The sequence below is a fragment of the Anaerolinea thermophila genome (assembly GCF_020723905.1).
In the GTDB taxonomy this organism is placed as follows: domain Bacteria; phylum Chloroflexota; class Anaerolineae; order Anaerolineales; family Anaerolineaceae; genus Anaerolinea; species Anaerolinea thermophila_A.
In genome coordinates, this window is record NZ_DYHZ01000008.1 from 43,221 (window position 1) to 58,082 (window position 14,862).

The following is a 14,862-nucleotide window of genomic DNA, read 5'->3' on the forward strand; positions in this document are numbered from 1 at the left end:
CATCCGCACCTTTTTTCTCAGGGGAGTTATGCCAGCCGTCTCAGTTGTTCGCTTACAGGAACAGATTACCACATTAATCGGGCGCATGAACCGCCCCCTGGATTTCTACCGTGCTCTGGCAGATTTACTGGACACCTACGGCGATCATGCTTATCGGGCCGGTGAGAGTGTGACCGGAGTTTCCATTTTCCCTTCTTACCATGTACCACCGCTGGTCTGGCGGCAAATGGAAGTTGCTCTGGCTCAGGCGGCAAAACGGTTCCCCCGGCAGGCGCTGGATGTCATTCCCCTTCTCTGGGCAGATGAACATCGTGAAATGCGGCAAATTGCTGCGTGGATGCTGGGTCATATCCCGATCTCCGAGGCAGGTGCGGTGGTTGAAATACTCCAGCAACTGGTCATTTCGAATGTGGATTTAACCCTTCTGAGGATGTTGCTGGACAAAGGAACACTGACCCTTCGAAGGGAGGGAGAAGAAACTTTACTCCGTTTAATCGAAAACTGGCATAACCATGAACAGCCCATCTATCACCGGGCGGGGTTGTTCCTCTGTGAGGTGTTGGTTTCAGATCCAGCCTGGGAAAATCTACCGGCAATTTTTCGTCTTTTGCAACCTTTGACAGAAAAACCGGAACCCGCCTGGTTGAATGACCTGGTAGTGGTTTTTCAGAAACTGGCTGAGCGATCGCCTTCAGAGGTCTCTTATTTCCTCAGACAGGTTCTCTCTAGAGGAGAAAACCCCATGACCGGGCGTCTGGCACGCAAAGTTGCCTCTTTTTTGCCCGAGCAAATGGGAGAAAGACTAAAAAAAGCCGCACGTCAAACCTCCCGCGCGTCAGACTGAGCGCGGATGGGAACGCATTTTTCCCACGCATGGATATAATGGATTTATGCACCTCATCATGACCCACGAGCAGGCAGATTTTGATGCCCTGGCGGCGATGCTGGGCGCATATCTGATGCACGAGCACGCCTATCCGGTCTTACCTCGCCGTCTCAATCGAAACGTGCGAGCCTTTCTCAATCTTTATGGCAGTGAATTACCTTTTGTGGAGATTGAGGACTTGCCCAATGAGCAGGTAGAGACGGTGACGCTGGTAGATACTCAATCTCTGGTTACCCTTCGAGGGGTGAGCGCAAAATCCCGGGTGCACGTGGTGGATCACCATGCTCGCCGCGAAAATCTCCCTTCTCACTGGGAAGTGCAAATTGAGCCGGTGGGTTCCTGTACCTGTCTTTTTGTGGAAGGGCTTCGAGAGCACAACGGGAATCTCAGCCCTTTGCATGCCACCTTGTTATTATTGGGTATCTACGAGGATACCGGTTGCCTGACATATCCCAGCACGACCGCTCGGGATGCTCAGGCGGTGGGGTATTTGCTGGAACGAGGGGCAAACCTCGAGGTGGCAAATAAATTCCTGAACCCTGCGCTTTCAGCCGAGCAAAGGCGTGTTTACGATCTCCTGCTCAGTGTGGCTGAAACGGTTGAAATTGGTGGACTTCAAATCATCATCTCAGCGGCGGATGCTGGCGAGATGGTGGATGAAATTTCCAGCGTTGCCCATAAAATCCGCGATTTGCTGGACCCTGCGGCATTGTTCTTGCTGGTGCGTACCCCTGAAGGGATTCGTCTGGTGGCGCGTTCGACTACGGATCGGGTGGATGTATCCAGTATTGCCTCCCGGTTTGGCGGTGGCGGTCATGGACGAGCCGCCGCGGCTTTAATCCGCATTCCTCAAGGTGGAAAACTTCCCTATCAGGAAGCAGATGAAGATCCTCTGGATGCCATCAAGCGGGAGATTCTCCACATTTTGCCGCGCTTTGTCCAGCCGGCGGTATCTGTGAGTCAAATTATGTCCTCCAATCCCTTAACCGTCCCGCCGCATATGACCGCAGGTGAAGCCCTCAGGTGGATGGAGCGCTATGGTTTTGAGGGGTATCCGGTTGTGGAAGATGGCAAAGTTGTGGGGTTGCTCAACCGCCGGGCTGTCGAGCGCGCAGTTTCTCACAAACTCAGTTCTCTGACTGTAGCCAGTCTGATGGAAGTTGGTTCGGTTTTTGTCTATCCCGACGACTCCATTGAGCGGGTGCGCGATGTGATGGCGCAATCTGGATGGGGGCAGGTGCCGGTGGTGGATCGCCAGACCGGAAGTGTGATTGGAATTGTCACCCGCACCGATCTTTTGCGCCACATCAGCGGGGAAGTTCCTGTACCGGGCAGGCGCAATCTGGCGAAGGAACTGGAAGAATCCATCCCTAAAGGCAGGTTGTTGTTGATTAAAGTCATTGCTGCAGAAGCCCGCCGTTTACATCAGGCGGCGTACATTGTTGGCGGTTTTGTTCGTGATTTGCTTCTGGGGCGTCCCAGTCTGGATTTTGATATTGTGGTAGAAGGGGATGCCATTCAACTGGCTCGCTCGCTGGAAAAACGTTTTGGTGGTCGGATTCTGCCTCACGCCCGGTTTGGCACGGCAAAGTGGACAATTGCTCCCGTTCGGGAGAAATTAGCGGTAATGCTTTCGGAGGGGAATTCGATCAAACCGGACGAGTTACCCGAATCGCTGGATCTGATCAGCGCTCGCCGGGAGTTCTATGATTATCCCACCGCTCTTCCAACAGTGGAACGCAGCAGCATCAAACTGGACTTGCATCGCCGGGATTTCACCATTAACACCATGGCAGTGCGTCTGGATGGGCATCACTTTGGGGATTTGTACGATTACTGGGGCGGACTGCGCGATTTGGAGCAAAAAATAGTGCGGGTGTTGCACTCTCTTTCCTTTGTGGATGACCCCACCCGTCAGTTAAGGGCAGTGCGATTTGAACAGCGTTTTGATTTCCGAATTGAACAACGCACGCTCCAACTTATGGATGAGGGGCGCCCGCTCATCCGTCATCTCTCCGGTGATCGCCTGCGCCACGAATTGAACCTGATTTTGCAGGAAGAAAAAGTTTTCGCCATGCTTGCACGCCTGGAGGAACTGGGATTGCTGGCAGCAATTCATCCTGCTCTTCACTGGGATCCGGGGATGCATCCCCCCATGCACCATGTGTTGAAAGAATCCCTCCCCGAATCATGGAAACTGCCCGAAAAAGTTGCCAATCTTCCCATCCGACTCGCGCTGGCGTATCTGGTGTGGTTATTGCCTAATCCGGAGGGGAAAAACATTGCAGAACGCCTGCGCCTGCCTGCATCCCTGCAGAACCACTGGCTGGATGCCCGCCGATTGCTTGAAGACAATCTGACATTTCAGGATGCTTTTCCCAGTCAGGTCGTCAGTGTGTTGGACCAGATAGCCGTACCTGCCCTGTACGCAGTCTTTCTGCTCAACCGGGAGGTTCACATGAAGAACATCCTGGAAAAATATGTGCATCAATGGCGTTTTGTCTTTCCATACACTACCGGTGATACCTTGAAGCATATGGGAATACCACCTGGTCCGGGGTACCGCAATATTCTCTGGCAACTGCGGGCGGCGTGGCTGGATGGAACGGTGACTACTCTGCAGGAGGAACAGGCGTTGTTGCAAACCTTGCTTTCCTCGCCTGCGGGTCAGAGAGATGCATGAACGCAACGAATATGGATAAAGAAGAATTGCTTTCGCGAATCACCGTGCGGCATTTGCGTGAAGAGGATTTGCCTGCTCTGGAATGGGAAGGGGAGTATGTGCATTTTCGTCGCATGTATGCCGATGCCTACCAGCGCATGAAGCACGGCTTAACCCTGATGTGGGTTGCTGAACTGGAAGGCGCAGGCATTATCGGGCAGGTGTTTGTTCAGTTTATTTGCGATCGTCCCGAACTGTGTAATGGCATTGATCGGGCCTATTTATATGCATTCCGGGTTCGTGCGCCTTATCGCGGTCACGGAGTGGGAGCATTCATTCTTGCTACAGTGGAAGAAGATTTGCGCCGACGTGGCTTCCGTTATGTGACGTTGAATGTTGCCCGCGATAATCCCCGGGCGCAAGCCTTTTACGAACGCCATGGTTTCCATGTCGTAGCGCCGGAGCCAGGGCGGTGGCAATATATCAATCATCTCGGCAGGCTGGTGGAGGTGGTGGAACCCGCCTGGCGCATGGAAAAGAGCCTGAACCCCTAGGGCTTCGATTGCAGTTTCAGGAAGAGCGCGCTCCCGCGCAATCCGTTTTCCAGGGCTTTGAGCCCATCTTCAATCGGAAACCACAGGCGAACCTGTCCCTCTCCGTTCTCAAAGAGAATGCTCATATAGCCCCGTGTGGTGCCGGGAAGGTCTTCCCGGGGAATCTGTTCAGCCACTTGCAGAAGACGCTCAGCCCAAAAGCCCATTTCGTCCTGCCGGGATAAACTGGATAGGGGTACTGTGAAGTAGAAATCCGTTTGCAAAGGGGTGAAGCGCACCACCCGATTGGTGCTGACATCCAGACAATTTTCTCCGTAAGCCATCAGCATGCCCTGCACGCTTCCCCAACCATTTTTGACCAGTACGTCCTGCAGACGAGCCGTTTCTTCTTCTAACGGCTGATTCGTCCAGGCAAAGGCACAGGGGATAGGCGTAGGCGTAAATGTGGGTACCGGTGTGGGTGAAGGAACAGGGGTGTTGCTTGGTAAAGGCGTTTTCCCCAATTGTTTGGGAGGGGGGACATTCGGAGAAAAGAAATATTCCGTTGGGAACTGGCAGGATACCAGAAACGCCAGCGCACCTAACGAAAGCATTTCCAGGAATAGGGAAAAGGAAATCCTTTTCATCGGTTGTACTCCAGCCAGATCGTCAAACGTTCCCAGCGATCTTGACATTCCTGAATGCGGACAGGCGTGAATAAATTATTGAAGATTTCAATTTCCTGACGGGTTATACCGGTGTTCATACTTTGATCCACTTCCTTAAGATGGGCATACAGCAAAAAAGTTCCCGCTGGCGCAAGAAATTTGAGCAAGTTTTTCCGGTAACGTTCCCGATCCTCTTGAGGAAGTCCATGGTAACAACCGATATCAAGAATCAGGTTGAAAGAAGGAGAGAGACGGGAAAGGTCAATGACACTTCCTGAAAGCACCTCCCCTTTCATGCCCGCTCTGCGCAGTCGTTGGCGGGCTCGCCAGACAGCCAGAAGGGAGAGATCCACACCCGCTACCTGCCAGCCCGCTTTTGCCAGTGTTAGCAGATTTGTTCCGCTTCCACAGCCAAGATCCAGCGCTCGACCGGGGGGATGGGTCTGGATAAACGCTATTAATTCTGGAGGCGAAACCTGTGTATCCCATGGCGGGCGTTTCAGGTACCAGAGATTGAAGGTGACCCAGCGCAACAGGCGTTCCAGCCATACCATATTTGAATCTTACTTTTGAACAGCATATCCGTCAAATCTAAATTTCTCAACCGGTCTCTTTCTTGAATGAAGGTGCCAGTAGATGGCTGAAAGGCAAAGGCATAGCGACGAGGGCAAATTTTGCTTGACAAGCCGTCTTCTCTCGGTTAAAATGGCGTCACTCCTTGGGTAACCGGGGGCCTGTGGCTCAGTTGGGAGAGCGCCTCAATCGCACTGAGGAGGTCAGGGGTTCGAATCCCCTCAGGTCCACTCGGGCTGAAGCGATTGAGCGCAAATCAGCCGGGCAATTCCAAAAAGGGGCCCATAGCGCAGTTGGGAGCGCGTCTCAATGGCATTGAGAAGGTCGGGGGTTCGAATCCCCCTGGGTCCACACGAAGACAGGGGCGGGCTGAAAAGCCATGCCCTTGAGAATTTAAGAACAAAGCCAGGGCAGGAGTAGTAAGCCATCTGCCAGCGAGTCGGGAGAGCGTGGTGTGAGCCCGGCAAGGCGCCTGCAGAGCGCCAGTCAAGGCTGAACTCGCCTGTCACCCCTGAGGGGGAGGCTGGGCAGGTGAACGCGTAAGTAGCCTGCAACGGGTTTCGCCCGTTATCGCGACCCAAAGCGACCTGCAGAAGCAGGTAAGCAGGGTGGTACCGCGGAGGTTCATGTCACCTTCGTCCCTGAGGGGCGAAGGTGTTTTTTTATCTGAGGCATGAAGGATAATTGAGGAGGATTGAGGTATGACCGAAGCCAAAGTTCGCATTTACAACCCGGCAGAAATTGAGGCGCGCTGGCAAGAGCGTTGGGAGCGCGATGGGCTGTATCATGCAGATATTGACCCCAACAAGCCCAAACATTATGCCCTGACCATGCTTCCCTATCCCTCAGGAAATTTACATATCGGGCACTGGTATGCCATGACGCCCTCGGATGCCCGGGCGCGGTTTATGCGTATGCGCGGTTACAATGTGCTTTTCCCGATGGGGTTTGATGCTTTTGGGCTTCCAGCAGAAAATGCAGCCATTAAACGCAACATTCACCCCAAGGAATGGACCTATCAGAACATTGCCAATATGCGCAGGCAGTTGAAGAGCATGGGGGCGATGTTCGATTGGAGACGGGAAGCCATTTCCTCAGATCCAGAATACTACCGCTGGACGCAGTGGTTCTTTATTCAGTTTTATAAACATGGTTTGGCTTACCGCAAGATGTCGCCGGTGGATTGGTGTCCGACCTGCAATACCACACTGGCACGCGAGCAGGTATGGGGTGAAGATCGCCACTGCGAACGTTGTGGAACACCGGTCATCAAGAAAAATCTGGAGCAGTGGTTCTTCAAAACCACGGCTTATGCAGAAGAGTTGCTCCGATATGATGGCATGGACTGGCCCGAAAAAGTCCGTGAGATGCAGATTAACTGGATTGGAAAATCTGAGGGAGCATCGGTAATCTTCTCAACCGAACAGGGTGATCCATTGGAAGTTTTTACCACCCGTCCAGATACCCTGTGGGGGGTGACCTTCATGGTGCTGGCGCCGGAGCATCCTCTGGTGGAAAGGGTAACCACACCCGACCGCAAAGCCGAAGTCGAGGCTTATGTGGCTCAGGCGATTCGCCAATCCGATATCCAGCGTGAGTCTACCGAGAAAGAGAAAACCGGTGTATTCACCGGGGGGTATGCCATTAACCCGGTCAACGGCGAGCGCGTGCCAATCTGGATTGCTGATTATGTGCTGATGTCTTATGGCACGGGCGCCATCATGGCTGTTCCAGCCCATGATCAACGCGATTTTGAGTTTGCGCGCAAATATGGTTTGCCGGTGCGGGTGGTAATTCAACCGGAAGATATGGAACCGCTGGATGGCGATGCGCTCACTGCGGCAGTGCCTGCCAGGGGAAAGATGGTGAATTCCGGTTCTCTAACAGGCACACCCGGCGACAAATCCTTTGAGGCGGCAGTGGCGTATGTGGAGCAAATTGGCAAGGGGAAGCGTGCGGTGAATTACCGCCTGCGTGATTGGTTGATTTCCCGCCAGCGCTACTGGGGGGCGCCCATCCCAATGATTTACTGTGAGAAGTGCGGTGTCCTCCCCGTTCCGGAGGATCAACTGCCGGTTTTGCTGCCAGATGATGTGGAATGGCGTCCTACCGGCGAAAGCCCGTTGAAACTGCATCCTACCTGGCGCTTTACCACCTGTCCAAACTGTGGCGGCAAAGCGGAGCGCGAGACCGATACCATGGATACCTTCATGTGTTCTTCCTGGTATCACCTGCGTTACCTCAGTCCGCATTATGACCAGGGACCCTTTGACCCCAGAGAATACGATTACTGGATGCCGGTGGATACCTATACGGGTGGTGCCGAGCATGCCACCATGCACCTGATTTATACGCGCTTCTTCCATAAAGCCTGCCGGGATATTGGCATTACAAAAGGCAACGAGCCGATGATTCAACTGCGCAACCAGGGACAGATTCTGGGACCTGACGGACAGCGCATGAGCAAGTCGCGCGGGAATGTGGTGGACCCCGATGAACAGGTGCGGTTGTACGGCGCCGACACGGTACGTGCCTTCCTGATGTTTGGGTATCGCTGGGCAGAAGGTGGCCCATGGGGAACGGAAAACATTCAAGGGGTCAATCGCTGGTTGCGCCGGGTATGGTCTCTGTTTTTGGAAGAAGCCGAGGGCGGTAAGGCGGATGAAGCCACTTACAAACGTTTGCGCCGCAAAGTCCACCAGACTCTGCGCTCGGTGACACGCGACTTTGAAGAATTTGAGTTCAACACCATTGTCTCAGCGTTGATGGAACTGGCTAACGAAATGAGCCGCGCCAAACAGAACGGAGCCTTTGGTACGCCCGTCTGGGATGAAGCCGTGGAAATTTACCTGAAGATGCTCGCTCCGGTTGCTCCGCACATTTCCGAGGAAATTTGGGCGCAGTTGGGTAAACCTTATTCGATCCATCTGCAATCCTGGCCTCAGGTGGATGAGGAGGCTGCCAGAGAAGAAGAAATTACGCTGGCAGTCCAGGTGAATGGGAAAGTGCGCGATCGTCTGGTGGTTCCAGCGGAAATCGACCGCGAGACGGTGGAAAAAATGGCACTGGCAAGTCCTGCGGTGCAAAAATTCCTGGAAGGGCGTGCTCCCAAACAGGTCATCTACGTGCCGGGTAAACTGGTCAGCATCGTTGGGTAGGTTGATTCAGGAAATCTGTATGAAGCGGGAAGAACTCTAACTTCCCGCTTCTTTCTTTATTTACCAATCTTATCGGAAATGTTAAGTGAAAGAATACGGGGATGAATTAAAATTACAATACACAAATCAGGGGTTTTTCATGTCCTCAGATGCAACATTGCTTCAGCGTTTAAGAAAATTCGTAATAGAAGAAGCAGATGCTCAACGTGAGGCGTTAGAACGCCAGTGGAGTACTCCTTTATCCCAGAGAGTTGCAAAAGGATGGGCAATTGAAGGAATCCGCATTTTGAAGGTGGATAAATTTCTGGTGCAAATGCGTTGTTATACCAATCAATCCCGTTTCCGCGAGGGAGATTTGGTTGTTCTGCACCGTGGAAACCCCAAGGATCCTGATGCTATTCACCTTGATCTTTATTACGATGGAGGAAACGATCTCGAAGCCGGTCTGATCCGCGGAAACCCTTACCTTTTACAGGCAGAACCGGACGGGTGGATTTTAGATCAAGATTGGTTTGATACGAGTGAATTTTATCTTGCTGCAATTGATCAGATTGCGGATTCTCGTCGAGGGCGTTCAATTATTTTACCTGTTATTCAGGGAAACCTGTATCCTCAAATAGACTATGCTCGTTACCAGCGAGCGCGAGAATGGGCTTCTCACAGGGATTTAAACGAGAGCCAGATTGAGGCAATTTCTACCTCTTATGCCACGAATTTATACCATCTTATTCAAGGACCTCCTGGAACTGGAAAGACCCTGGTTCTGGCACATTTATCCGATCTCTTGGTTCAGGAAGGAAGTCGGGTTCTGATCACTGGATTGACGCATCGTGCAATTCATAATGCTCTTAATAAGGTTCATCAGGTGAATGCCAACTTACCTGTTTGTAAAATTGGGGATCAACGACACGCGGGAGATTTGAAAGTTCCTAATTTTGAAACGTTTGATGAATCGGGGTTTGGAGATCTGAATAACGGGTATGTGGTTGGTGCTACTCCGTTTGCCTTGCAAACTCAACGCTTGATGAACGTTGAATTTGATGTGGTTATATTTGATGAGGCTTCTCAAGTTACACTTACTTTGGCATTAATGGGGATGTTAGCGGGAAATAAATACATTTTTGTTGGAGATGATAAACAGTTACCGCCTGTGACAGTTTTTGCTCAATCTAAAGATGAAGTTAGTTCAATTTTCTCGTTACTTTCCGGGCGTGCCCAGGAGACGATATTAGACATTACCTACCGCCTAAATGATGTGCTTACAGAATGGCCCAGTAAGACTTTTTATGGAGGAAAACTGAAATCTAGCGAATCCTCGAGGAAAAGACGACTACATTTGATAGGAGAGCCAAGTCGGTGGGATATTATTTTCGATCCAGAGGCTCCAGCGGTATTTGTAGATTTAGACCATAAAAATGCCACCACCAGAAGTATGTTAGAAGCAGAGATTGTTGCCGATTTAGTGGTTTCGCTGATTCTTCGAGGAATTCCCCCAAAAGAAATAGGTGTGGTTACGCCTTTCCGCGCTCAAAGTCGCTTGATTCGCACAATGTTATGGCGGATGATTGATGATGAAGAAATCCGCCGAGAAATTATCGTAGATACTGTTGAACGCATGCAGGGTCAGGAGAGAGAAGTAGTTTTAGTATCCTTAGCCACCTCAAGTCCTTCATTTGCTGCTCAGATTGCAGACTTTTTATTTTCTCCACAACGTTTAAATGTGGCCATTACTCGACCTCGAACCAAGTTAATTCTTTTAGGAAGTAAACATGTCCTGTTATCAGAAAAATACGATCCAGAACTGAAAGATCGTATTGATATGCTTCGTGATTTAATTAATTTCTGTACGAATATCCCTCTACAGGGAGGACTCCTATAAGACTATGGCACACATTTTGCCTCCGCAGCCTCCCACGAAATTGCCCAAAGAAACCCTAAAGGTATTCGAGGCACTTAAGGCTTTACCTGATCGATATTTTATCTGGCATCACCTTGCTCCATGGGACCCTCTTAGCCCAGACTTTTTGATTCTGACCTACGAAGGACAGGCATTACTGGTTAAGGTTTGCCCTACTACGATATCAGAGGCTTCTTCTTCATTGCAAATGCGTCTCTTTGGAGAGTCGGTTTTACCGATAGGTAAAAAAGAAACAGAAATACTTGAAGGGTTTATTGAAAAAATAAATTTACCTCAAGGGTTTAATATTGGGGCTTTAATTATCTTTCCAAACCTTCCAAATACTCGAGTACAGGAAATATATCAGACTGTTTTGCCAAATTCTGTGTCATGGAGTGGAAAGGAAGTTCTTGAAGAGAATGAAGATGCGTGGAAACCTTTTTTCTCAAAGAATCCTTTACCTGCATTCTTAATTGAAAAAATCCGTCAGTGTTTTTCACCTGAAATTGTTGTACCAAGCAGTATGACGGTCCGTCCAGAAATTCAGCGGAGAGTAGAGGCTGGTCTTACGGAATATTTACTGGATTATGATCAGGAAAAGGCTGTTAAGTCCGATCTTGACCTTTCCAATGAAGATATGCCGTTGCTTTCAGATTTTCGGTTGAATATTATCAACGGAGTAGCAGGAAGTGGAAAAACCCTCATCCTCATTTATCGTTTGCGTTTACTCTACAATATTTATCCACAAAAACGATATCTGGTCTTAACGCATAACCGCCCATTGAATTATGATATGCAATCTCGGTTTGCTCGATTAAATGGTGGAAAATTACCAGAAAATATTGAATGGTTCACATTTAATGGTTGGTGTTACCATTATTGGCCCAGAGAACGCGAGAAATGGATAGAACCCATAAGGATAAAATACCGTGAGCAAATTGCTGATGAAATAAGAAAAAGATATCTTCAAGACATGTCGATATCTACCGCGATGTTTCTGAGCGAAATTGATTGGATTAAGGATCAACTTCCAATGTCGCAAGAAGCATATCTCCAAATGGAGCGTCGTGGTAGAGGTTTTGGGTTAACCGTTGAACAGCGGCGTCGGGTTTATGAGGCTTTCCTGGCTTACCAGCAAAAGTTAGCAGAACAGGGAATATTGGATTGGGGCGAAGTTCCTCAAAAAATGTGGCAATATCTTGAGAATGGAGTGGTCATGCCTCCCTATTACGATGTGGTGATGATTGACGAGGCGCAATTTTTTGCCCCGCTTTGGATGCACATTGTCAAGAAACTGTTAAAACCAGGGAATAGTCATTTATTTATTGTGGCAGATCCTACTCAGGGGTTTTTAGGTCGGGGTGGTTCATGGAAATCTCTGGGGCTCCAGGCACGAGGTCGAACACACACTCTTCGTAAAAGTTATCGCACGACGTTCGAAATTTTGCAATTTGCTACATTGTTTTATCGTTTTCGACTTGGTGAAGATGACGAAGAGGGCATCCTTGCTCCTGATTTGTTGAATATGCCTAATGGAGTGTTGCCTGAAATCCTTTTAATGCCCAGCCCTCAAGATGAAATTGTAAGAGTTGCGAACGAGGTGAAAGAATTTGTTGCCAGAGGTCTTCCCAAGAAACACCTGCTTCTGCTTCATACTTCTCAACAGGGGGTGAATGCCTTAATCAATGCGATAAATTCTCGACTTGGAAAAGATGCTGCGCGTGACGCTAAAAGCGATTACCCCGGGGATTACGTGCGGGTTACTACGCTGAATGCTGGTGCAGGATTGGAGAGTCCCATAGTTTTCCTGGTTGGATTACGGGATTTATTTGAGCAGGAACAATCTTTACGTCTCTCTGATGAAGAAAGAGAAATGCTGATCAAGGACAATACCCGGAAATTATATATGGCAATTACCAGAGCGGGACAACGGTTGGTTTTAACCCATGTAGGTGAGTTGCCGGAGGTATTGGCACAGGTTCAATCTAAAGTAAAGTCGTAAGGAGTCTTTCATGCGGATAGAAGATCTTAACTGGATGGATGTTGAAGCCTACCTTCAACAGGAAGATCGGCTGATTCTGGTACTGGGGACAATTGAACAGCACGGTTACCTGAGCCTTGCAACTGATGTGCGCATTCCGATGGCGCTGGCAGATGCCGCCAGTCAGCGCACCGGGGTGCTGGTAGCACCGCCAGTCCATTATGGCGTTTCACCCTATTTCATCACATACCCGGGCACCTTTAGCCTTCGCCTTTCTACATTTCTGGATACTGTGGAAGATATTGTGCGCTCGGCGTATGCGCAGGGGTTTCGGCGCATTCTGGTGTTGAACGGACATGGAGGCAATGATCCTGCACGGGGTAGATTGGTGGAACTGATGAATCAACTGCCGGGGTTAAAAATCGCCTGGTATGCCTGGTGGACTTCGCACAGCGTGGAAGCCTTTGCGATTGAGCATCAGTTAGAGCGCAATCATGCCAACTGGATGGAAGCCTTCCCTTTTACGAGAGTCAGCCCGCTTCCAGATGGGGAGAAAGTTTCTCCCTCGGTGAAAGGTTTGTTGAACGCTGAAGAGACCCGCGCGGTTTATGGAGACGGCTCTTTCGGCGGTCCCTATCAGGTGCCGGCAGAACTTATGGATGAACTCTTTGCGGTTTGCTTACAGGATGTGCTTTACCTGCTGGAGTTTTAAGTTTGCGGAATCCCTGAGAGATAAAATTCTGCAGTCTTTCTTTTCAGGTGGAAAAGAAGGACTGCTTTTATGTTCTTCCTGTGCGAATGATAGACCAGATCAGCCAGATGCCAAATATGATGGACGAAATTAACGCAAAGCCAAAAATGAATTCTCCGATGGGTTGCCAGGTTTCGGGTTTATAAACTACCAGCACAAGGCTAAGAGCAACGATGACTGCCGAAAGAATCATCCCAAGCGTCAGGCGATTGGTCATCTTCTGAAATTTACTCACCAGATCGTTCAATTCTTCGGTATTAATGTTCACCTCTAATTGTCCGCGTTCGAGCCGACTTAACAACCGGGTCACCCGGCGGGGTAATTCCATGGTCAGTTCCATACCATCCATGGCGGCGGCGGAAATGCGCGGGAGCATGTTTCGCATCGAGCGTTCTTCCTGCCAGAAACGTTTGACGTAGGGAGCGGCAAAGGTAAACAACTGAAACCCCGGGTAGAGCATCATCCCTGTACCTTCGCTGATGATGATTGCCCGTGTCATGGCTACCAGTTCGCCGGGGAGTTGCAGGTGATTTCTCATGACCAGTTCCATGATTTCCCCCATGACCTGAGCGCCAGTCAGGTCTTTTAACGATAGTCCGGTGAAGCGGTCAAAAAGACGTTCCATTTCACGAGTAAAGGCGCGTCGGTCTAAATCGCGGTAAAAGATATTCGCGCTGATCAGTTCATCTACAAGAATTTCCGTGTCTCTTCTGGAAATGGCTTCCGCAATGCCCAAAAAGGTGCGTTTCATGCTCGGGGTTAACCTGCCAATCATGCCGAAATCCATCACTGCCAGCGAGCCATCGGGTTGGACGAAGAAGTTTCCGGCGTGTGGATCAGCGTGATACAGCCCAAATTCGAAAATCTGGCGGAGTGCGAAATGCATCAGATTTTCGGCTACCGTGCGGCGGTCTATTCCCGCAGCATCCAGACTTTGCAGGTCGTTTAACTTGATTCCCGAGAAACGTTCCATGGTGATGACCTGATGGGTGGTGTAATCCCAGTACACTTTGGGAATGTGCACCACCGGGTCATCGGCAAAGTTGGTACGGAATGCCTCGATATTTTGTCCCTCCCGCAGGTAATCGAATTCAGCCCGTACTGTGAAAGCAAATTCATCTACCAGCATTCGCAGGTCGTAGTATCGTCCAATTACGGTATGGTTGCTTGCCCAGTTCGCCAGATCGGTAAGGATTTGAATGTCCTGCTCGAATACCTCTCTGGCACCCGGACGGACAATTTTGATGACCACTTCTTCTCCTGACCACAGTGTTGCTCCGTACACCTGTCCGATAGATGCTGACGCCAGCGGCTGCGGATCCAGATGAATGAAGATATCTTGGGGATCTCGTTTGAGTTCACTCTTGAGGACGGTCAAAATTTGCTCGTAAGGGGTGGGCGGGACGAGATCCTGGAGCTTACTCAATTCAGCAATGTATTCAGGAGGGAGCAGATCCAGCCGGGAAGAAAGCGCCTGTCCAAATTTGATGAACGTCGGTCCCAGTTCAACCAGGGCATCTACAAATTCTTCCGCAGGGGTTCTCCTTGCACGGGAAAACACCCGCCTTGCCAGTTGGGATTCATCCACGCCAGGGGCAAAGCGGGTGAAGATCCAGTCCATGCCATGCCGGATCAATGTGGCAAGGATTTGCTGGGAACGCAGAAACACATTACGCCGGATTAACCAGGGCAGGCGGGGATAAGGTGGGCGCGCCATATCACCATTATAGAGTTTTTCCCTTACAGATGGATG

Annotated in this window: 10 protein-coding genes and 2 tRNA genes; 9 read left to right on the plus strand and 3 right to left on the minus strand. The window is 50.2% G+C overall.

The genetic code is table 11. The features are described 5' to 3' along the window. Positions 1-28 precede the first annotated feature (28 nt). Genes LHF31_RS12445 through LHF31_RS12455 form a run of 3 tightly spaced genes read left to right on the plus strand, consistent with a single transcriptional unit; the run spans position 29 to position 4,102 of the window. Positions 29-844, plus strand: a complete 816-nt coding sequence (locus LHF31_RS12445; protein WP_298009831.1) for a hypothetical protein — start codon at positions 29-31, stop codon at positions 842-844. A gap of 46 nt (positions 845-890) precedes the next feature. Next, the gene (locus LHF31_RS12450) at positions 891-3,569 is read left to right on the plus strand and encodes a CBS domain-containing protein (protein ID WP_298009828.1); all 2,679 of its coding nucleotides are present in this window, start codon (positions 891-893) and stop codon (positions 3,567-3,569) included. Beyond that, positions 3,566-4,102 (plus strand): GNAT family N-acetyltransferase, encoded by a 537-nt coding sequence (locus LHF31_RS12455; RefSeq protein ID WP_298009823.1) that lies wholly within the window; start codon positions 3,566-3,568, stop codon positions 4,100-4,102. Before LHF31_RS12450 ends, LHF31_RS12455 begins: the two co-directional genes overlap by 4 nt. Here LHF31_RS12455 and LHF31_RS12460 read toward each other — a convergent pair. After that, entirely contained in the window at positions 4,099-4,728 is a 630-nt protein-coding gene (locus tag LHF31_RS12460) for a hypothetical protein (protein ID WP_298009821.1), read from the minus strand. The genes LHF31_RS12455 and LHF31_RS12460 overlap by 4 nt on opposite strands. Next, positions 4,725-5,303, minus strand: a complete 579-nt coding sequence (locus LHF31_RS12465; protein ID WP_303774270.1) for a class I SAM-dependent methyltransferase — start codon at positions 5,301-5,303, stop codon at positions 4,725-4,727. The genes LHF31_RS12460 and LHF31_RS12465 overlap by 4 nt, the downstream gene beginning before the upstream one ends. A gap of 176 nt (positions 5,304-5,479) precedes the next feature. Between LHF31_RS12465 and LHF31_RS12470 the strand changes: the two genes are divergently transcribed. The 6 genes from LHF31_RS12470 (at position 5,480) to LHF31_RS12495 (ending at position 13,070) form a co-directional block, all read left to right on the plus strand. After that, a tRNA-Ala gene (locus tag LHF31_RS12470) sits at positions 5,480-5,552 on the plus strand. 48 nt (positions 5,553-5,600) lie between these two features. Beyond that, positions 5,601-5,673 (plus strand) — tRNA-Ala (locus LHF31_RS12475). Positions 5,674-6,023: 350 nt separating this feature from the next. Next, positions 6,024-8,480 carry a leucine--tRNA ligase gene (gene leuS, locus LHF31_RS12480; protein WP_303774271.1) on the plus strand — a complete coding sequence of 819 codons (2,457 nt, stop codon included), beginning with the start codon at positions 6,024-6,026 and terminating at the stop codon, positions 8,478-8,480. Between the two features lie 85 nt (positions 8,481-8,565). Next, entirely contained in the window at positions 8,566-10,359 is a 1,794-nt protein-coding gene (locus tag LHF31_RS12485) for a DEAD/DEAH box helicase (protein ID WP_298005641.1), read from the plus strand. A gap of 4 nt (positions 10,360-10,363) precedes the next feature. Then, positions 10,364-12,379, plus strand: a complete 2,016-nt coding sequence (locus LHF31_RS12490; RefSeq protein WP_298005637.1) for a UvrD-helicase domain-containing protein — start codon at positions 10,364-10,366, stop codon at positions 12,377-12,379. Positions 12,380-12,389: 10 nt separating this feature from the next. After that, entirely contained in the window at positions 12,390-13,070 is a 681-nt protein-coding gene (locus tag LHF31_RS12495) for a creatininase family protein (RefSeq protein WP_298005633.1), read from the plus strand. 67 nt (positions 13,071-13,137) lie between these two features. Here the strand turns inward: LHF31_RS12495 and LHF31_RS12500 are convergent, their stop codons facing one another. Continuing rightward, positions 13,138-14,826, minus strand: a complete 1,689-nt coding sequence (locus tag LHF31_RS12500; protein ID WP_298005630.1) for an AarF/ABC1/UbiB kinase family protein — start codon at positions 14,824-14,826, stop codon at positions 13,138-13,140. Positions 14,827-14,862: the final 36 nt, after the last annotated feature.

Coding starts and splice junctions, on each gene's coding strand:
- LHF31_RS12445 (WP_298009831.1), top strand. CDS start 29: ATGCCAGCCGTCTCAGTTGTTCGCTTACAGGAACAGATTACCACATTA.
- LHF31_RS12450 (WP_298009828.1), top strand. CDS start 891: ATGCACCTCATCATGACCCACGAGCAGGCAGATTTTGATGCCCTGGCG.
- LHF31_RS12455 (WP_298009823.1), top strand. CDS start 3,566: ATGAACGCAACGAATATGGATAAAGAAGAATTGCTTTCGCGAATCACC.
- LHF31_RS12460 (WP_298009821.1), bottom strand. CDS start 4,728: ATGAAAAGGATTTCCTTTTCCCTATTCCTGGAAATGCTTTCGTTAGGT.
- LHF31_RS12465 (WP_303774270.1), bottom strand. CDS start 5,303: ATGGTATGGCTGGAACGCCTGTTGCGCTGGGTCACCTTCAATCTCTGG.
- leuS (WP_303774271.1), top strand. CDS start 6,024: ATGACCGAAGCCAAAGTTCGCATTTACAACCCGGCAGAAATTGAGGCG.
- LHF31_RS12490 (WP_298005637.1), top strand. CDS start 10,364: ATGGCACACATTTTGCCTCCGCAGCCTCCCACGAAATTGCCCAAAGAA.
- LHF31_RS12495 (WP_298005633.1), top strand. CDS start 12,390: ATGCGGATAGAAGATCTTAACTGGATGGATGTTGAAGCCTACCTTCAA.
- LHF31_RS12500 (WP_298005630.1), bottom strand. CDS start 14,826: ATGGCGCGCCCACCTTATCCCCGCCTGCCCTGGTTAATCCGGCGTAAT.